The organism is Kitasatospora sp. NPDC086801, from assembly GCF_044745805.1.
Taxonomy (GTDB): domain Bacteria; phylum Actinomycetota; class Actinomycetes; order Streptomycetales; family Streptomycetaceae; genus Kitasatospora.
In genome coordinates this window covers 194,713-213,533 of the sequence record NZ_JBIVAX010000001.1, presented here as the reverse complement: position 1 = coordinate 213,533, position 18,821 = coordinate 194,713, and the positions used below count along the sequence as shown (strand labels likewise).

Below are 18,821 nucleotides of genomic sequence, written 5' to 3'. Positions count from 1 at the left end.
TGCGGGGCGGTCGGGGCGGGTGCCTTCCCGGGGCCCTTGACGGAGCCAGGCTATCGGGTGGCGGATACTGACAGGCATGGCATACGACGATCTCCGCTCGTTCCTGCGGGCACTCGACCGTGAGGGCGACCTCAAGCGCATCAAGGCAGAGGTGGACCCGCACCTGGAGATCGGCGAGATCGTCGACCGGGTCCAGAAGGCCAAGGGCCCCGCGCTGCTCTTCGAGAACGTCAAGGGCTCGTCGATGCCGCTCGCGATGAACGTCTTCGGCACCGAGCGGCGCCTCGCCAAGGCGCTCGGCCTCAAGGGCCCGGACGACATCGCGGAGAAGATCGCCGGCCTGCTCAAGCCCGAGCTGCCGCAGGGCTTCACCGGCTTCCGGGACGCCTTCGGCAAGCTCGCCTCGATGGCGCACGTGCCGCCCCGGCACGTGAAGTCCGGTGACGCACCGGTCCAGGAGGTCGTGCTCACCGGCGACGACGTCGACCTGGACGAGCTGCCCGCCCTGTTCACCTGGCCCCAGGACGGCGGCTCCTTCTTCAACCTGGGACTCACCCACACCAAGGACCCGGACAGCGGTGTCCGCAACCTCGGCCTCTACCGGCTCCAGCGGCACGACCGCCGCACCATCGGCATGCACTGGCAGATCCACAAGGACAGCCGCAACCACTACGCGGTGGCCGCGAAGCGCGGCGAGCGGCTGCCGGTCGCGATCGCCTTCGGCTGCCCGCCCGCCGTGACCTACGCGGCCACCGCGCCGCTGCCCGGCGACATCGACGAGTACCTGTTCGCCGGCTTCGTCGCCGGGGAGCGGGTGAAGATGGTCGACTGCAAGACCGTCCCGCTCCAGGTCCCGGCCGACGCCGAGGTGGTGCTGGAGGGCTGGCTGGAGCCCGGCGAGATGCTCCCCGAGGGCCCGTTCGGCGACCACACCGGCTTCTACACCCCGCAGGAGCCGTTCCCGGCGCTGAAGATCGACTGTGTGACGATGCGCCGCCGCCCGATCCTGCAGTCCATCGTGGTCGGCCGCCCGCCGACCGAGGACGGCCCGCTGGGCAAGTTCACCGAGCGGTTCTTCCTGCCGCTGCTGAAGATCATCATCCCGGACATCGTCGACTACGACCTGCCCGAGGCCGGCGGCTTCCATAACTGCGTGATCGTCTCGATCGACAAGAAGTACCCCAAGCACGCCCAGAAGACGATGCACGCCATCTGGGGCGCCCACATGATGTCGCTGACCAAGCTGATCATCGTGGTGGACTCCGACTGCGACGTGCACGACTACCAGGAGGTCGCCTGGCGGGCCTTCGGCAACGTCGACTACAGCCGCGACCTCACCGTCGTCGAGGGCCCGGTCGACCACCTCGACCACGCCTCCTACCAGCAGTTCTGGGGCGGCAAGGCGGGCATCGACGCGACCCGCAAGCTGCCGGAGGAGGGCTACACCCGGGACGGCGGCTGGCCGGAGATGGTCTCCTCGGACCCGGCGACCGCCGCGCTGGTCTCGCGCCGCTGGAAGGAGTACGGGCTGTGAGCACGGCCGCCGTCGAAACCCCCGGGCGCACGAAGGCCTTCCTGCGCCTGGTGATGATCGAGCACTCGGTCTTCGCCCTGCCCTTCGCCTACATCGCCGCGCTGACGGCCATGTTCCTCGCCGACAAGCGGGTGCACTGGGGCGAGTTGTTCGTCGTCACCGTCTGCATGGTCGGCCTGCGCACCTTCGCCATGGCCGCCAACCGGATCATCGACCGCGAGATCGACGCCCGGAACCCGCGCACGGCTTCGCGCGAACTGGTCACGGGTGCGGTGTCGTTGAAGACCGCGTACCTCGGTTCGGCGATCGCCCTGGTGGTCTTCCTCGGCGCCGCGGCGATGCTCAACCCGCTCTGCCTGGCGCTCGCGCCGGTCGCCGTCGTGCCGATGGTGGTCTACCCGTACGGCAAGCGCTTCACCGACTTCCCGCAGGCCGTCCTGGGGCTCGCCCAGGCCATGGGACCGGTCGGCGCCTGGCTCGCCGTGACGGGGAGTTGGTCCTGGGACGCCGTCGTGCTCGGCGTCGCGGTCGGCGTGTGGATCGGCGGCTTCGACCTCATCTACGCCTGCCAGGACGTCGAGTCCGACCGGCACGGCAAGGTGCGGTCGGTGCCGGCCCGCTTCGGCATCCCGGCGGCGATCTGGGGCGCGCGGGTGTGCCACGTCATCACAACGCTCCTGCTGGGGTGGTTCGCGCTCCTGACGGACGCCGGTGCGGCGTTCTGGGTCGGCCTGGTCGTCGTCGCGGGGGCGTTCGTCTACGAGCACACCATCGTCAAGCCGAACGACCTGTCGAAGCTCAATCGCGCGTTCTTCCAGACCAACGGGTTCGTGGGCATCTCGCTGTTCGTCTTCGCGCTGCTGGACCTGGTCATCCGCGGGATCGGGATCTGACGAGCGGTCCCGAAGGGCGGTCGAGGCGTCGCCCGGGAGCACGGGAAGTCGACGGGATCGACTTCCCGTGAAGGCGTGACCCCTCGCTCCCGCGGCCGTCTTCGCGGGGCGTTCAGTGGAACAACGCCGCATGGTCCGTGGCCCAGGCGCGGAAGCTGCGGGCCGGGTGGCCAGTGAGGTCCTGGACCGTCGTGGTGGCCGGTTCCGGGGCGGCGATGCGGGCGTGGATCACGTTCAGGGTGCCGTCGATGGCCGCCCGGGGCCGGCCGGTGGCGGCCATGCGGCGGCGGGCGGCCTCGCGGGGAATCTCCTCCCAGCGGGCCGGGCGGCCGGCGGCCTCACCGATGATCCGCACCTGCTCCGCCTGCGTGGGCGACTCCGGGCCGGTGAGCACGTACCGGGCGCCGTCGTGGCCGTCCTCGGTGAGGGCCCGTACGGCGACCGCCGCGATGTCCCGCTCGTCCACGGGGTTCAGCCCGGCGGCACCGCCGTAGCCCTGCACGGTGCCCCCGGACCGGATCTCCTCCGCCCACCGCAGCGCGGTGGCGAAGCCGTGTGCCCGCAGCACCGTGTGCCGTACCCCGCTGCCGGCGAGCAGCGCCTCCACCTCGCCCTCGGCCCGGCCGGCCGGCGACGACAGGAACACCACCCGCCCGACATTCCGGGCCAGCACCCCCACCACCTCCGCCGCCCCGTCCGCCGTAGGGAACGGCCACCCCAGCAGCACCGCGTCGACACCCTGGGCCGCCGCCTCCAGCGACGCCGGGTCGAGCAGTTCCCGCTGCGCCAGTGTCCGTACCCGCACCCCGGCGGCCGCGAGCTGCAGCCCGACATGCCGCCCGACCGTTCCGGAGACGCCCACCGCCAGTACGGGCGAGGTGTCGTCAACTCGCTTATCTGTCATGTCTCGAACGTAAGCGACAAGCATGAGACGCCCAATGCGTGCGGGTCTCCGGTCCATGCGCCATCGTCTACCCGGCGTGCGGCGACTTCCGTGCGCCCCTAGGGCGTGTCTGACCAGGTGCCCGCTGTGCACAGGAAGTCGGCGGTTCCGACTTCCTGTGCACGCGATCCGAGGAGACCGGGGGGTGGCTACTCCGGCTCGGCGGAGATGAAGGCCTCGTACTGGGCGGCCGTGAGCAGCTGCTTCAGCTCGTCGGGCCTGGTCAGCGTGAGCTCGATCATCCAGCCCGCGCCGTACGGGTCCGTGTTGACCAGCTCGGGTTCGTCGTTCAGGCCCTCGTTCACCGCCGTGATCGTCCCGGCGAGTGGCATGAAGAGTTCGCTCACCGACTTGACCGACTCCACCGTGCCGAACGGCTCCTCGGAATCGACCCGCCGTCCCACCGGGGGGAGTTCGACGAAGACGATGTCACCGAGCTGCTTCTGTGCGAACTCGGTGATGCCCACCTGGGCCTTGTCCTTTCCGGTGGTCCGCACCCACTCGTGGTCCTTGGTGTACTTGAGGTCTGCCGGGACGTTGGCCATGGAGGTCTCCGCGAAGTCGACGTGACATCACTGACGGTTCGTCAGCTACGCGGAGGAGCCTGCTACAGATCCCCGCCCATCGAAGCGAAGCTCACCCGGCCGAGTGAAGGCGGGTGTCAGTTGTGGAGGAAGGACTCCAGCGAGGTGGCCAGCGCCACCGGCGTCTCGTACATCGGGTAGTGCCCGCTGCCGCCGATCTCCTCCAGTTCGGCGTTGGGGTAGTGGGCGAGCCAGGTGCCGCGCATCACCTCGGCGGTCAGGGCGAGGTCGTGCTCGCCCACGATCACCTTGACGGGGACGGGGTTTCCGCTGATGCGGCGCTCCAGGTCGGCCGTCGCCCAGTCCCGGACGTACCCGCCGAAGGCCTCGCGGGTGGTCAGCCGCAGCGACTGGTCGACCATCCGGTCCAGCCAGACCCGGCCGGCCCGCTGCCCGGTGACCAGGTCGAGGATCGCGTACCGCTTCTCACGGTCCTCGGCGGCGCCGTAGAACAGCGCCTCGCCGGCCTCGTCCAGCGGGTACGCCCCGGCCGGCACCGGGGCCAGGCCGACCAGCTTGCGCACCCGCAGCGGCGCCTCGGCGAGCACCTGCTGGGCCGCCTTGCCGCCCATCGAGTGGCCGACCAACGAGAAGCGGTCCCAGTCGAGTTGGTCGGCGAGGGCGAGCGCGTCGGAGGCGATCTCGGCGAGCGTGTACTCCCCGGGGACGTCCTGGCGCTCGCCGTAGCCGCGGTAGTCGAGGAAGGCGTAGCTGAAGGCGCCGCCGTCGAGGTAGTCGAGGAACGGGCCCCAGCCCGCGCTGGTGCCGAACCAGTCGTGCAGGACCAGGACGTGGTGGTCACCGGTGCCGGTCAGGCGGTGAGGGATCGTCATGCCCTCGGTCCTTCCCGGTGACCCGTCCGCTCACGCCATGGGCCGCCGGGCGAAGGCCGGGGCGTGTTCGGGGCGGGGGCCGAAGGCGATCAGGCGGGAGATGCCCAGCCGGACCGCCGGGACGTAGCGGACGAGCGCGGCGAACCCGAGGGGCGGGCCGGACTGCCGCCCGGTGAGCGCCGGGACGAACATCACGCCGTGCAGGATCCGCTGGAGCCGCTGGATGACCACCGTCGGCATCTGGCGTCGCCGCTGCACCCGGGCGAGCGCGGCGGTGGTCGGGCGGCCGCGCAGCAGCGGCTCGGCGAGCAGGGCGGCGGCCGCGACGGCGTCCTGGATGGCGAGGTTGATGCCCACCCCGCCGGCCGGGGACATCGCGTGGGCGGCGTCGCCGATCAGCAGCAGGCCGTCGGTGTACCAGCGGTCCAGTCGGTTGAGCCGGGCGTCGAGCATGTGGACGTCGTCCATGCTCGCCAGCTGGTCGACCCGGTCGGCGTACTGGGGCAGCAGCCGGGCGATCCGCTCGCGGAAGCGCTCCACGCCCTCGGCGCGCAGCTGCGGGTCGGAGCCCTTGGGCTTGAAGTAGGCGATCTGGAAGTAGCCGTCGCGGGCGATGCTGAGGGCCAGCTCGCCGGCGCCGAAGCCGGCGACGAGGCTGGGCGGCGCGGCCTGCTCCTCCGCGTGCCGGGGCAGGCGGAACCACCAGACGTCGAAGGGCACCGGGTACTCCTCGGTCACCAGCCCGGCCGCCCGGCGCAGCGTGGAGTGCCGGCCGTCGGTGCCGACGGTGAGGTCGGCGCGGATCTCGCCCTGCTCGCCGTCCCGGGTGCGGTAGCTCACGCCGGCCACCCGGCCGCCCTCCCGGATCAGCCCGGTGGCCTCGGTGTTCATCCGCAGGGTGAAGGTGGGCTCCTGCCGCGCTTCCTCGACCAGGAAGTTGAGCAGGTCCCACTGCGGCATCATCGCGATGTAGTTGTACGGCGCGGGCAGCCGGTCGTAGGCGCTCAGCGGGACTTGGCCGACGCCGGGCACCGGCACCACCAGGTTGCCGAGCCGGCTCTGCGGCAGCGCGGCGAACTTCCGGCCGAGGCCGAGTTCGTCCATCAGTCGCACGGTGGAGGCGTGGACGGTGTCGCCGCGGAAGTCCCGCAGGAAGTCCCCGTGCTTCTCCAGCACGGTCACCTCGACACCCGCCCGGGCCAGCAGCAGGCCCAACATCATTCCGGCCGGTCCGCCCCCGGAGATCACGACGCTCATGGCTCTCTCCCTACAGTGCTCGGTTGATCACCTTCCGTGTGGAACTCGCATATATAGAATCTCTGGAACTGTCTCAGGTGTCAAGTAGTATGCTGCTTCACATGAAGGATCTGGTGGCGGCCGCCCTCACGGCGGCGAAGGACCGGGGTCAGGACGTCGCGGACGTTCCGCTGACGGCGATCGCCGCGACGGCCGGCATCTCCCGCAGCACCCTGCTGCGCAGGCTCGGCGGCTGCCGGGCGCCGCTGGACGAGGCGGTCCGGCAGGCGGGCGTCGACCCGGGCGGACGGCCGCCGGTACGGGAGCGCGCGATCGCGGCGGCGGCCGAGCTGGTGGCCGAACGCGGCCTGGGCGGGGTCACCCTGGACGCCGTGGCCGACCGCGCCGAGTGCTCGCTGCCCAGCCTGCACACCGTCTTCGAGGGCCGGGACGGCCTGCTCACCGCCGTCTTCCTCCAGCACGGCCCGCTGCCGGACCTGGAGGCGCTCGCCGCGAACCCGCCGGAGCGCCTGGAGGACACCGTCCGTGCGCTCCACCGGGCCTTCGCCGCAGCCCTCGACCGCGAGCCCCGGGTCGTTCCGGCGGTCTTCGCCGACCTGTTCGCCCGACCGGACGGCCCCGCCTCCCGGATGATGGCGGCCCACCTGCCGCGGCTGTTCGAGGGCCTCGGCCGACTGCTGCTGCCGCACGTCGAGGCCGGACGGCTGCGGGCGCTGCCGCTCCCGGTGCTGGTCCAGCTGCTGTTCGGCCCGCTGGTCAACCACATCCTGCTGCGGCCGGTCCTCGAACCGGCCTTCGGTGCCGGACTGCCCTCGCTGGAGGAGTCCATCGACCTCTTCGCCGAGGCCTACCTGCGGGCCGTCGCCCTGCCGTAGCGGCGCCGGGAAACGTCTTCGCCGGCGCCGTCATCACCGTGCTCCGGGCCCGCGACTACGCACACGTCCCGTTCCCGCTGGTCTACGCCGCCCGGTCGCCGCCGCCCTGGTGCTCGGACTGGCCGCCTGAGCCCCTCCGGGGCGCCTGCGAGAATCACGGCCGCAGAACTCCTCGGAGGGGAAGACCGTGATCGGCAAGCTGCAGTGCCTCGTGCTCGACTGCCCGGACCCGGCCGTACTGGCCCGCTTCTACGCGGGCCTGCTGGGCGGCGAGGTCGACCGTCCGGACCCGCGCTGGTCGCTCGGCGCGGGTTGGTCCACCCTGCACCTCGACGGCGGCACGGTGCTCTGCTTCCAGGGCGTCGCCGACCACCGCCCGCCGCGCTGGCCGGACCAGGAGCACCCCCAGCAGGCGCACCTGGACATCGACGTCGAGGACCTGGACGCCGCCGAGCGCGAGGTGCTCGGCCTCGGCGCCGTCCTGCTGCGCGACGTCGGCCGCTGGCGCGTCTACGCCGACCCGGCCGGGCATCCGGTGTGCCTGATCCGGGCGCACCGGCAGGGGCCGGCGGTCTGAGGTCCGTCCCGCAAGGCTGTGAACGGGGCGGTGCGGATCAGTCGAGGGCCAGGACGTCACCCACGCTCAGCCGTCCGGGGGCGGCGACCTCGGCGAGGGCGTCGAGCCGGCCGTCGTGGGCGTGCACGACGGCCTTGAGGATCTCGGGGGCGTGCGGCAGGCCCGGTTGGGCGGCGCCGGTCATCGCGCAGCGCTCGCTGGAGCGGACGAAGGCGAGGCGGGTGCCGGTGCCGCCGCGCCCCTCCCGGCCGAACCAGCGGTCCTCGACGAAGGGCGGGGTGCCCGGGGGCGTCCGCAGCAGGATGTTGGGGCGGAACCGGCGTTCGTCGACCACCGTGAAGGGGGCGGCCTCGCGGACCCAGTCCAGGGTGGCGGTGGTGAGCAGGCTGACCGGTAGCTGGTCGAAGTGGGAGACGGCGTCCTCGCGGGCGAGTTCGACGTCCTCGCGCTGGAGGTAGGCGCGCAGGAACGCGGCCGGGTCGGCGACCGGGCGGCCGAGCGGGTCGAACAGTTCGGGGCCGTCGATCCGGTGGCCGAGGCGGGCGGAGAGGCGGAGCAGGCCGTCCATCCGGCGGAAGCGGCGGGTGTTCTTGCCCGAGCCGAGCTTGCCGTCCGCGTCGCGGACGGCGTAGAGGCGGTCGCCGGCCAGGCCGCGCTCGTCCACCTCGACGGAGTCGAGCCGCTCGCCGCCGGTGGATTTCACGGGGTAGCGCCAGAGTCGCTCGATCACTCCGATGATCTCTGCCATGGGCGGACAGCGTAGCGGCGGCGCCGGGACTTGGTCTAGACCAAGTCCCGTGCGGCGACCGGCCGGAGCCGCTCAGCCCAGCCGGGCCACCGCCCGGACCGGCGCACCGTCCGCCGCCGCCAGCCGCAGCGGGAACAGCGACACCTCGACCGGCCGCCCGGCCTCCTGGGCGTCCAGCAGCGCCCGCAGATCGGTCAGGTTCTCGGCGATCACCCCGCCGCCGGGCGCCCCCAGCAGCACCCGGTGCGCGGCGAGGGTCGGCTCGTCGGCGCCGGGCTGGTCGTGCTCGTCGGTGAGGTCCGCGAGCAGCGCGGCGACCGCCGGGTCGCCCGGGCCCGGGTCGGGGGTGGGGTCGACGCTCAGCGCGTCCACCCCGACGGTCCGCACCCCGGCGGCGACGATCGCCTCGGCGGCGGCCGCGGTCAGGCTGGGGTGGGCGAGGTAGGCGTCGGTGCCCCAGTGCCGGGCCCAGCCGGTGGCGAGCAGCAGGACGGACCCCTCGCCGGCGCGCTCCAGGGCGGGCGCGAGCAACTCGGGGGTGACGGCGGCCCGGGGTTCCAGCCCGCGCAGGTCGGCGAGCACCGCGGGGCCGGTGAACCGCTCCAGCGGCAGTCCGTCCAGGGTCGGCCAGGTGACGTCCACGTGGTACGGCGCGTCCACGTGCGTCCCGGACTGCGAGCCGAGGTGCAGGGCCAGCACGTTCACCCCGGCGGTGGCGGTGGTGAGCGCGGGCTCCAGCAGGACGGCCGGATCGCCGGGGTAGACCGGCATCGCGGTGGTCACCTGATGGGTGAGGTCGACGAGGGTCGCTGCCATGCCCCCATCCTTCCAGGGGAGCCCGCGGATGAGGCCCGACCGGGTGAAGCCGGATAGAAATGGGCCATGGGAACAGTCAAGCGTCAGCCGTGGGTGGTCGGGGTCTCTGGTGCGTCGGGGACGCCGTACGCCGCCTCGGTGATCCGGGCGCTGCTCGCCGCCGGGGAGCCGGTGGACCTGATCGTCAGCCGAGCCGCCCGGCTCACCATCCTCGACGAGACCGGCATCTCCTTCCGGGACGCCCACTGGCGCGCCGACCTGGCCGCCTGGCTGGGCTCCGACGAGGGCCTGGACGACGTCCGCTACTGGCCCGCCGGGGACTTCGCGGCCGGCCCGTCCAGCGGCTCGTACCCGGCCAAGGGCATGCTGGTGGTGCCCGCGACCACCGGTGCGGTGGCCGGGATCGCGCTCGGCCTGAGCAAGGACCTGCTGCAGCGGGTGGCCAGCGTCACCCTCAAGGAGCGCCGTCCGCTGGTCGTGTGCGTGCGCGAGACGCCACTCAACGGGGTGACGTTGAAGCACCTGGTGGAGCTCGACGCGCAGGGCGCCGTCGTCCTCCCCGCCTCGCCCGGTTTCTACGCCGGCGGTTCGACCGTGCGGGAACTCGTCGACTTCGTGGCCGGCCGGGTGCTGGACGCGGTCGGCATCCCGCATTCCCTGTACCTGCGCTGGGAAGGGGAGTTGGGAGCGGCGGCCCGCCGGGCCGGCGAGAACGGCAGCGTGTCGGCTGAGGGGGAGTGAGGAGGCCGGGGGCGGGAGAGTATCTTCTCTGCGATATCCGGGTTGTTCCGCGCATGGCGCCTTGGAATCCGGATAATGATCTGTGGGTCTGGTGAGGTTCGGAAGGACGCGGACGGTATATGGACACGGTGGACAGACAGCTCATCCAGGCGCTCCGGGAGAACGGCCGCGCGTCCTACGCCGAGCTGGGCCGACTGGTCGGACTCTCCGGCCCGAGCGTCACGGACCGGATCAACCGACTGGAGCAGGCCGGCGTCATCACCGGCTACCGCGCGACGGTCAACCCGGCCTCGCTCGGCTTCGGCGTCACGGCCCTGATCGGCCTTCAGCTGACCGACGCCGCCGACCACGAGGACGTCGCGCACCGGCTCAAGGACCTCAACGAGGTCGAGGACTGCTGGTTCATCGCGGGTGACGACTCCTACATGCTCAAGGTCCGGGTGGCCGACGTGGCGGGCCTGGAGTCGGTGGTCAAGCGGATCTCGGGCACGAAAGGCGTGGCCCGCACCCGCACCACCGTCGTACTCTCCACGAAGTGGGAGAACCGGGTGAGCGAGCTCCCTCCCGAAGGAGAGTGACGGATGGCACTGGTCGGTCTGGAGGAGCTTCGCGCCGCTCGGCAGCGGATCGCGGGGGTGGCCGTGCGCACCCCGCTGGTTCCCGCCCCGTGGGCGGACGAGGGGGAGCGCCGGCTCTGGCTGAAGCCCGAGAACCTCCAGCCGACCGGGGCCTTCAAGACCCGCGGCGCGTACAACCGGCTGGCCGCGCTCACCGAGGGCGAGCGGGCCCGCGGCGTGGTCGCCCAGTCGAGCGGCAACCACGCGCAGGCGGTGGCGTACGCGGCGGCGCTGCTCGGCATCAAGGCCGTCATCGTGATGCCGGACACCTCGCCGGCGGTGAAGGTGGAGTCCACCCGGGGGTTCGGCGCCGAGGTGGTCCTGGTGTCGCCGGAGGAGCGGGACGCCCTGCCCGCCGAGCTGGCCGAGCGGCACGGCTACGTCTGGGTGCCGCCGTACGACGACCCGTTCATCATCGCGGGCCAGGGCACGGTCGGCCTGGAGATCGCCGAGGACGCCCCGGCCGGACTGGACACCGTCCTGGTGCCGGTCAGCGGCGGCGGCCTGATCTCCGGGACGGCGGCCGCGCTCAAGCTCACCCGCCCGGGCATCCGGGTGATCGGCGTCGAACCGGAGCTGGCCGCCGACGCGCAGGCCAGCTTCCGGGCCGGCCGCCGGCTGGCCTGGCCGGTCGCCGACACCTACCGGACCATCGCGGACGGCCTGCGCACCCCGTCGGTCGGCGAGCTGCCCTTCGAGCACCTCACCGCGTACGTGGACGACATCGTCACCGTCACCGAGGACGAGATCCGCGCCACCGTCGCCCTGCTGGCCCGTCGCGGCCGGCTGGTCGCCGAACCCTCCGGCGCGGTCGCCCCGGCCGCCTACTTCCACCGCGGCGCCGAGACCGGGGGCCGGACGGTCGCGGCCGTGGTCAGTGGTGGCAACATCGACCCCGCACTGCTCGCGGAGCTGCTGTCGGCACAGGCGTAGGCTCGTTCCGGCAAGGAATCGAAGTCGGAGGAGGCGGGTCACCGCATGGACGCAGGGCTCAAGCGCGAGCTGGAGGCGAAGGTCTACGCGGGTGAGCGGCTGACCCGCGAGGACGGGATCGCGCTCTACGAGAGCGACGACCTGGCCTGGCTGGGCGGTCTGGCCCACCACGTGCGGACGCGGAAGAACGGCGACGTCGTCCACTTCAACGTCAACCGCCACCTCAACATGACCAACGTGTGCAACGCGTCCTGCGCGTACTGCTCGTTCCAGCGCAAGCCGGGCGAGAAGGACGCCTACACGATGCGCATCGAGGAGGCCGTCCGGCTCGCCAAGGCGATGGAGGTCGACTCCCTCACCGAGCTGCACATCGTCAACGGTCTGCACCCCACCCTGCCGTGGCGCTACTACCCGCGCTCGCTGCGGGAGCTGAAGGCGGCCCTGCCGAGCGTCTCGCTGAAGGCCTTCACGGCCACCGAGATCCACTGGTTCGAGAAGATCAGCGGCCTGTCCGCCGACGAGATCCTGGACGAGCTGATCGACGCCGGCCTGGAGTCGCTGACCGGCGGCGGCGCGGAGATCTTCGACTGGGAGGTCCGCCAGCACATCGTCGACCACGACACCCACTGGGAAGACTGGTCGCGGATCCACCGCCTCGCCCACAGCAAGGGCCTCAAGACGCCCTGCACCATGCTGTACGGCCACATCGAGGAGCCCCGCCACCGGGTGGACCACGTGCTGCGGCTGCGCGAGCTGCAGGACGAGACCGGCGGCTTCCAGGTCTTCATCCCGCTGCGCTACCAGCACGACTTCCACGACTCCAAGGACGGAGTCGTGCGCAACAAGCTGATGGCCCGCACCGAGATGGCCACCGGTGCCGAGGCGCTGAAGACCTTCGCGGTCTCCCGGCTGCTCTTCGACAACGTCCCGCACGTCAAGGTCTTCTGGGTGATGCACGGCGTCACCACCGCCCAGCTGGCGCTCAGCCACGGCGCGGACGACATGGACGGCTCCGTGGTCGAGTACAAGATCACCCATGACGCGGACAACTTCGGCACCCCGAACAAGCTGGGCCGCGACGACCTGCTCGACCTGATCCGCGACGCCGGCTTCCGCCCGGTCGAGCGCAACACCCGCTACGAGATCATCCGCGAGTACGAGGGCCCGGACCTGGCGCGCCGCGAGGCCCCGCAGGCGATGCGCCTCTGACCGCAGACCTCCCCGCCGCCCGGGCCCCGGCCCGGGCGGCGTCGTTTCTTCACGGCCTCCGCACCCGCCCCGGGTTTACCAACCGGTACGCCCTTTGGCAGGATCGGCGGCATGTCCGGTTCCCATCGCGCCACCACGTACCCGTCGTACGAGCCGATACCGGAGCCGGTGTACGGGGCGCCGCAGCAGCCGTACGGGGCGGGTGAGCCGTACCAGCAGCCCGTCCGGCAGGACCACCACGGCGAGTACGGGCAGCTCCCGCAGACCCCTGACGGGTACTTCGAGGCGTACGAGCGGCCGTTCCAGCCGTTCCAGCCCTACCAGCCCTACCAGCCCTACCAGCCGTACGCCGCCGGACCCGAACCGCTCGCCGACCCCGAGCCGGGGTACGCCCCTGAGCCGGTGCACGACGCCGAACCGGTGTACGCGTTCGAGCCGGAGCCCGTCCGGCAGCCGACGCCCCCGCCCGCCGCGGTTCCCGTGGGTGCCCGGGCGGCCGCCCGGGGGCGTCGCCGGAAGGCGAAGAAGAAGCGCCACGGCAAGGCGGTGATGGCCGGCACCGCCCTGCTGGTCGCGGCCGCCGCCGGCTGGTACACCGTCGGCCAGGACGACGCCAAGCCCGTCGCCTCGGCCGCCGACGGCCCCGGCCCGGAGGGCGTCAGCACGCCCGACCAGTCGGCTCCCGCCGCCCGGGCCGCCGCCGACCGGCAGGCCCAGCCGCCGGCCGCCGACCGCAGCCAGGTCCGTACGGACGGCTCGGTCGCCGCGATACCCGGCCTCGGCGCCGACTTCGTCGCGAAGATACCCGCCGAGACCACCCAGGTGGTGCTCGCCTCCGGCCAGGACAAGAACGGCAACAAGAACGCCGTCACCCTCTGGACCCGCACCCCCGAGGGCCGCTGGCTGGCCGGTGAGACCTGGCAGGGCCACAACGGCAACAACGGCTGGACCACCGACCACAACGAGGGCGACCTGCGCAGCCCGATCGGCGTCTTCGCGCTCACCGACGCCGGCGGCCGCAAGGCCGACCCGGGCGGCAAGCTCCCGTACGACAAGGACCCGAGCTTCGTGGTCTCCGGGACGGGCTTCTTCGGCGACCAGCTGGCCGGCTCCTTCGACTACGTGGTCGCGATCAACTACAACCGGGTGCCCGGAAACTCCCCGCTGGACCCGCGCCGCCCGATGGGGGCGAAGAAGGGCGGCGGGATCTGGATCCACGTCGACCACGACGGCCCCACCCACGGCTGCGTCTCGATCCCCGAGGACAAGATGGCCGAGCTGATCCGCACCCTGGACCCAGCGGCCCACCCGGTGATCGTGATGGGCGACGCGGCCTCGCTGTCCGCCTGACCCCGGCGTTCTGACCCCGGCGTTCCGGCGGAGTTCCGGGCGGTGTCGGCCCCGTCGTCCGTGGCGGTGTTCGCCCCGGCGTCGATCCCGGCGTGCTCTGAGGCCAGGCGCCGCAACGCCCCTTGTCGGGCTCCTACAGATCGAGGGGGCGGATCCTGTAGCCGGTCGCGCCCCGCTGACCAGTGGGTAACCCGGTTCCATGGCACTATGAGCGGTTCGCGCATTGTGGCACTCGGCCACTACCAGCCCCCCAAGGTCCTCTCCAACGACGACCTGGAGGCGCTCGTCGACACCAACGACGAGTGGATCCGCAGCCGGGTGGGCGTCAGAACCCGGCACATCGCCGAGGGCGAGACCCTGGTCGACCTCGCCACCGAGGCCGCGCAGAAGGCACTCGCCAACAGCGGCCGGACGGCCGACGAGATCGACCTGGTCGTGGTCGCCACCTGCACCGCGGTCGAGCGCAGCCCCAACACCGCCGCCGCCGTGGCCGCCCGGCTGGGCGTCCGCGCGCCCGCCGCGTACGACATCAACACGGTCTGCTCCGGCTTCTCCTACGCCCTGGCCACCGCCGACCACGCGATCCGGGCCGGTGCGGCGCGGCGCGCGCTGGTGATCGGCGCCGAGCGGATGTCCGACACGCTCGACTGGACCGACCGCACCACCTGCGTGATCTTCGGCGACGGCGCCGGCGCCGCGGTGGTCGAGGCCCAGGAGGACGGCGCCGAGCCCGGCATCGGCCCGGTGGTCTGGGGCTCCGAGCCGGAGAAGGGCGACGCCGTGGTGATCACCGGCTGGGACCCGGTGATCAGTCAGCAGGGCCAGTCGGTGTTCCGCTGGGCCACCACCCAGCTCGCTCCGCTGGCCCGCCGGGCCTGCGAGCAGGCCGGGATCGACCCGGCGGAGCTGAAGGGCTTCGTGCCGCACCAGGCCAACCTGCGGATCATCGACTCGATCGCCGCCAAGCTGGGACTCACCGACGCGGTGGTGGCCCGGGACGTGGTCGACTCCGGCAACACCTCGGCCGCCTCCATCCCGCTGGCCTTCTCCAAGCTGGTCGAACGCGGTGAGCTGTCCCCGGGCGACCCGGTCCTGCTGTTCGGCTTCGGCGGCGGGCTCGCCTACGCCGGCCAGGTGGTCCGCTGCCCGTGACGGCGCGGGGCCGGGCGCCGCAGGGCCCCTGAGGGCCCGGAACGCGAACATGCCGGTGGGCGGGCACCCTGTGTGAGGGGTGCCCGCCCACCGGCGTGTCTGGCGCGCTTGCGGTACGTCGGCGGACCTCCCCCGAGGACACGGCCGCCGTCCGTCGTACCCCGGACAGGAGGCCGGGGCTGCGCGCGGAGCGGATGGTCGGTTGAGCGGATGGTCTACTTGGGCGGCTTCTTGCCGGTGACGCCCAGGTACACCAGGGGAGCGAGGTTGGGCTTGAGGTCCTTGACCTTGACGCCCCAGGAGGTGAAGGCCTTCTGGTGCTCGGCCGCCGAGGCGAGCAGCGAGACCAGGGCCCCGGCAACGGCGTTCGGGTCGAGCGACTTATCGGCCTGGCCCTTCGCCTGGAGTTCCTTGACGGCTTCCGCGAGCGGCTTGGCGACCGCGTTGAGGACCGTCATGCGGATCTTGAAGAACCGCTTGTCCCCTTCTGCGGCACCGAGCGTGACCACTCGGAGAATGGCGTCGTTCTTGCGCCAGAAGGCGAGGAATCCGTCGACCAGTTCTTCCGAAGTGGTCGGACCGGACTTCCCTGCCCAGGACTTTCCGGCCACCAGCTCTTTGAGGGTGTCGGCGTCCTTGGCCATTTCCTCGGCGATTTCGAGGACAGCGCCCTCGACATCCGGGAAGTACTGGTAGAAGGTCGCGGGGGAGGTACCCGCCATACGGGCGACGTCGATGACCTTGACGTCCCGATACGGCGACGTGCTGAGCATCTCGCGGAGGCAGTCGAGCAGCTTCTGCCGCGTCTCCTGTCCGCGTCGCCCGGCGACGCGACCGTCGACGGTGCGAACTTGTCCTGTCATGCCGTCAGCTTACCGTGGCACGATCTTGGCGCGATTCGGTGATGCGACTATTACTCCGCACGGGGGTTGCTATAGGGGCATGAACCACTTCGGACGGATATTCACCGTGCTCCGTAGGCGCCGTTGAAGCCCCCCCGTGTGCTTTTGACCCCACAGCGTGACGGCGAGTCCGCTGAGGGGTGGTCGAGTGACAGAGCGTGACGGTGGTTGGCGTCGAAAGATCGGTGCCGAGGTGGAGGCTCCGGGCGTCCGGGCGCAAGCCGCGGTCGGAGCGGGCGTCAGAATCCGGCCGTTCCGTCATCACCGGCCGGACGGCGGCGCCCCCGGGGTGGCCGTCGGCTCTGGGCGGGGGAGGTTGGAGATGGGCCGGGCGGCATTGGAGAATCGGGTCCGGCACCACGCGGCGGGTGCGGAAAACGGGGAGGTGGCAGCGGAGTGGACCAGCTGACGGCGCACGATCCGAGGCGGATCGGGCCCTTCGAGGTGCTGGGGCGGCTCGGCGCGGGTGGGATGGGGCTGGTCTACCTGGCGCGCTCCGCCTCCGGCCGACGGGTGGCCATCAAGACCGTCCGGGGGGAACTGGCCGAGGACGAGCTGTTCCGCGTCCGCTTCGCCCGCGAGATCGAGGCGGCCAAGACGGTGGGCGGTTTCTACACCGCGGCCGTGGTGGACGCCGACGCGGACGCCCGGGTGCCCTGGCTGGCGACCGCGTACATCCCGGCCCCCTCCCTGGAGGACCTGGTCGAGGAGTGCGGCCCGCTGCCGGTGGACGCCACCCGCTGGCTGATCGCGGGCATCGCCGAGGCGCTGCAGTCCATCCACGCGGCCGGGCTGATCCACCGCGACCTCAAGCCCTCCAACGTGCTGGTGGTCGAGGACGGCCCGAAGGTGATCGACTTCGGCATCGCCTCCGGCGTCTCCAGCACCCGGCTCACCATGACCAACGTCGCGGTCGGCACCCCCGCCTACATGTCCCCCGAGCAGGCCAAGGACAGCCGGAACGTCCGGGGCGCCAGCGACGTCTTCTCGCTCGGCTCGCTGATGGTGTTCTGCGCGACCGGGCACCCGCCCTTCGGCGGCTCCAACCCGGTCGAGACGGTGTTCCAGCTGCTGCGCGAGGAGCCGGACCTGTCCGGGATGCCGCGCGAGCTGATGGACCTGGTCCGCGCCTGCATGCGGCCCTCGCCCGAGCACCGGCCCAGTCCGGCGCAGATCCAGGCCGAACTGGCCCCGCACCTGTTCTCCCGGGACGACGCCGCCGGGGAGGTCGGTGACTGGCTCCCCGCGAACGCGCTGGAACTGATCGAGCGCAGGCGTGGCCGCCGCCCGAGCGCGCCGCCCCGGGCCGCCCACCTGCCGGGCGGCGCGCCGCCGCCCCCGGCCGGGCCGCCGCAGGCCGGTCCGCTCCAGCCCCACCAGCCGCCGCAGCCGCACCAGCAGGTCCCGGTGCAGCGCCCCGGCCTGGACGACCCGCGCACCCGTCCCGGCGGGGGGCACGCGCCGCCGCCGTCCGGGCCGGTGCACACGGGGCCGCGGCCGGGCCGGGCGTCCGACGGCGAGATCCCGACCGCGAAGATCGCCTCCCCCAACAAGCACCGCGCGCCGGGCGGCGGCGGGGCCGTCGAGGTGCGGCTGTCCGGGGCCTCGGTGCGGATAGGCCCCGGGCCGCGGGCCGAGCACGAGCAGCCCGGCCCGGGCACCGCTCCGGCCGAGACCGACTGGGTCCGCCGGATCACCCCGCCGCCGGTGCCGGCCGCCCGCTGGCGCCCCTGGCGGTTCCGGATGTCCAACGACGTCTGGGGCACCCCGGTGGTCGCCGACGGCACGCTCTTCGTCTCCAGCTTCGAGGTGCACGCGCTGGACATCGCCTCCGGCGAGCGGCGCTACAAGACCCGGGACGTCGCCTGGGCGCTCGCGGTGGACGCCGGCCGGGTGCACGCGGCCGACGGCCCGCACCTGTACACCGTGGACGTCGCGGACGGCACCGAGCGCTGGCGCACCTCGCTGGACGGCTGGGTCTACTCGCTCTCCGCCGCCGACGGGGTGCTCTGCTGCGGCGTCCGCGGCGGCGGCGTCCAGCTGCGCTCGGCCGCCAACGGCGCCGAGCTGTGGCGGGCCGACGACGCCCAGCAGGACTACGAGAACCCGCAGTCCGGGCCGGTCCTGGTGGCCGGTGCCGCCTACTACTACGGCGCCGGGCGGCTGCGCTGCATCGACCCGCGCGGCGCCGGCTTGCGCTGGTCCGTCCCGGTCGGCGAGGACGTGCCCTCGCACCCGGTCGAGCGCGGCGGCGTGCTGTACGTGACGGCCGGCTCCCGGGTGTACGCGCTGGACGCGGCCAGCGGGGCCGAGCGCTGGCGCTTCGAGGCCCCGGTGGTGCTGTTCACCCCGCCCGCGCTGGACGCCGACGCGGTCTACGTGGCCGACTACCTGGGCACGGTGTACGCGCTGGACGCGGCCACCGGCCGGGACCGCTGGCGCGGGGTCACCGGCAACCGCCAGGGCGCCGAGCCGGTGGTGGTCGGGGACGGCATGGTGCTGGTCGGCAGCGGCGAGGTGCTGTACGCCTTCGAGGCGGCGAGCGGCCGGGAGCGCTGGCGCTACACCGCGCGCGGCGAGATCGTCGGCTCCCCGGCGGTGGCCGACGGCCTGGTGCACCTGGGCAGCCGGGACCACTCGCTGCACACCCTGGACCTGGCGAGCGGTCAGCTGCGCTGGGAGCTCGGCACCAAGGGCGAGCTGACCGGCTCGCCGGTCGCGGTCGGCGGCCGGGTCTTCGTCGGCTCCAAGGACCGCTGCGTGTACGCGCTGGACGCCTTCTACGGCACGGCCGTCCCGGCGCGCTGAACCGGTGCGCTGAACCGGTGCGCTGAACCGGTGCGGCGGCGGGGCGCCC

General features: G+C 72.6%; 18 protein-coding genes. 11 read left to right on the top strand and 7 right to left on the bottom strand.

The window, feature by feature from the left end; genetic code table 11:
* The first annotated feature begins 76 nt into the window (after nt 1–76).
* Complete coding sequence (locus ACIPLC_RS01025) at nt 77–1,534, top strand: menaquinone biosynthesis decarboxylase (RefSeq protein ID WP_400469458.1); 1,458 nt, start codon at nt 77–79, stop codon at nt 1,532–1,534.
* A complete protein-coding gene (gene mqnP / locus ACIPLC_RS01020; RefSeq protein ID WP_400469455.1) occupies nt 1,531–2,427 on the top strand; it encodes a menaquinone biosynthesis prenyltransferase MqnP in 897 nt (298 codons plus the stop codon). Before ACIPLC_RS01025 ends, mqnP begins: the two co-directional genes overlap by 4 nt.
* Before the next feature lie 112 nt (nt 2,428–2,539).
* Here the strand turns inward: mqnP and ACIPLC_RS01015 are convergent, their stop codons facing one another.
* The 4 genes from ACIPLC_RS01015 to ACIPLC_RS01000 all read right to left on the bottom strand — a co-directional run bounded on the left by ACIPLC_RS01015 (nt 2,540) and on the right by ACIPLC_RS01000 (nt 6,044).
* Entirely contained in the window at nt 2,540–3,331 is a 792-nt protein-coding gene (locus ACIPLC_RS01015; protein ID WP_400469452.1) for a hypothetical protein, read from the bottom strand.
* Nucleotides 3,332–3,519: 188 nt separating this feature from the next.
* The gene (gcvH, locus tag ACIPLC_RS01010; protein ID WP_400469449.1) at nt 3,520–3,915 is read right to left on the bottom strand and encodes a glycine cleavage system protein GcvH; all 396 of its coding nucleotides are present in this window, start codon (nt 3,913–3,915) and stop codon (nt 3,520–3,522) included.
* A gap of 116 nt (nt 3,916–4,031) precedes the next feature.
* Nucleotides 4,032–4,787: an alpha/beta fold hydrolase gene (locus ACIPLC_RS01005; RefSeq protein WP_400469446.1), complete on the bottom strand. Its 756-nt coding sequence runs from the start codon at nt 4,785–4,787 to the stop codon at nt 4,032–4,034.
* 30 nt (nt 4,788–4,817) lie between these two features.
* Nucleotides 4,818–6,044: an FAD-dependent oxidoreductase gene (locus ACIPLC_RS01000; RefSeq protein ID WP_400469443.1), complete on the bottom strand. Its 1,227-nt coding sequence runs from the start codon at nt 6,042–6,044 to the stop codon at nt 4,818–4,820.
* 101 nt (nt 6,045–6,145) lie between these two features.
* Here ACIPLC_RS01000 and ACIPLC_RS00995 point away from each other — a divergent pair, with 101 nt between their 5' ends.
* Entirely contained in the window at nt 6,146–6,919 is a 774-nt protein-coding gene (locus ACIPLC_RS00995; RefSeq protein WP_400469440.1) for a TetR/AcrR family transcriptional regulator, read from the top strand.
* A gap of 187 nt (nt 6,920–7,106) precedes the next feature.
* The gene (locus ACIPLC_RS00990) at nt 7,107–7,496 is read left to right on the top strand and encodes a VOC family protein (RefSeq protein WP_400469438.1); all 390 of its coding nucleotides are present in this window, start codon (nt 7,107–7,109) and stop codon (nt 7,494–7,496) included.
* Between the two features lie 37 nt (nt 7,497–7,533).
* Here the strand turns inward: ACIPLC_RS00990 and ACIPLC_RS00985 are convergent, their stop codons facing one another.
* Entirely contained in the window at nt 7,534–8,244 is a 711-nt protein-coding gene (locus ACIPLC_RS00985) for an MOSC domain-containing protein (RefSeq protein ID WP_400469435.1), read from the bottom strand.
* 72 nt (nt 8,245–8,316) lie between these two features.
* Entirely contained in the window at nt 8,317–9,060 is a 744-nt protein-coding gene (locus ACIPLC_RS00980; RefSeq protein ID WP_400469432.1) for a cyclase family protein, read from the bottom strand.
* A 66-nt stretch (nt 9,061–9,126) separates the two neighbouring features.
* Between ACIPLC_RS00980 and ACIPLC_RS00975 the strand changes: the two genes are divergently transcribed.
* From ACIPLC_RS00975 to ACIPLC_RS00950, 6 genes are all read left to right on the top strand, one after another.
* Nucleotides 9,127–9,801 (top strand): UbiX family flavin prenyltransferase, encoded by a 675-nt coding sequence (locus ACIPLC_RS00975; protein WP_400469430.1) that lies wholly within the window; start codon nt 9,127–9,129, stop codon nt 9,799–9,801.
* A 119-nt stretch (nt 9,802–9,920) separates the two neighbouring features.
* The gene (locus ACIPLC_RS00970) at nt 9,921–10,379 is read left to right on the top strand and encodes an Lrp/AsnC family transcriptional regulator (RefSeq protein ID WP_063348891.1); all 459 of its coding nucleotides are present in this window, start codon (nt 9,921–9,923) and stop codon (nt 10,377–10,379) included.
* Nucleotides 10,380–10,382: 3 nt separating this feature from the next.
* Nucleotides 10,383–11,351, top strand: a complete 969-nt coding sequence (locus tag ACIPLC_RS00965) for a threonine/serine dehydratase (protein ID WP_400469427.1) — start codon at nt 10,383–10,385, stop codon at nt 11,349–11,351.
* Nucleotides 11,352–11,396: 45 nt separating this feature from the next.
* Entirely contained in the window at nt 11,397–12,560 is a 1,164-nt protein-coding gene (gene mqnE / locus ACIPLC_RS00960; protein ID WP_400469425.1) for an aminofutalosine synthase MqnE, read from the top strand.
* Between the two features lie 111 nt (nt 12,561–12,671).
* The gene (locus ACIPLC_RS00955; RefSeq protein WP_400469422.1) at nt 12,672–13,910 is read left to right on the top strand and encodes a L,D-transpeptidase family protein; all 1,239 of its coding nucleotides are present in this window, start codon (nt 12,672–12,674) and stop codon (nt 13,908–13,910) included.
* 207 nt (nt 13,911–14,117) lie between these two features.
* Nucleotides 14,118–15,062 carry a beta-ketoacyl-ACP synthase III gene (locus tag ACIPLC_RS00950; RefSeq protein WP_400469419.1) on the top strand — a complete coding sequence of 315 codons (945 nt, stop codon included), beginning with the start codon at nt 14,118–14,120 and terminating at the stop codon, nt 15,060–15,062.
* A gap of 215 nt (nt 15,063–15,277) precedes the next feature.
* On the opposite strand, the gene ACIPLC_RS00945 is transcribed toward ACIPLC_RS00950, so the two are convergent.
* Nucleotides 15,278–15,925, bottom strand: coding sequence for a TetR family transcriptional regulator (locus ACIPLC_RS00945; RefSeq protein ID WP_030055725.1), 648 nt, complete (start codon nt 15,923–15,925; stop codon nt 15,278–15,280).
* A 435-nt stretch (nt 15,926–16,360) separates the two neighbouring features.
* Between ACIPLC_RS00945 and ACIPLC_RS00940 the strand changes: the two genes are divergently transcribed.
* Complete coding sequence (locus ACIPLC_RS00940; protein ID WP_400469416.1) at nt 16,361–18,772, top strand: PQQ-binding-like beta-propeller repeat protein; 2,412 nt, start codon at nt 16,361–16,363, stop codon at nt 18,770–18,772.
* Nucleotides 18,773–18,821 lie beyond the last annotated feature (49 nt).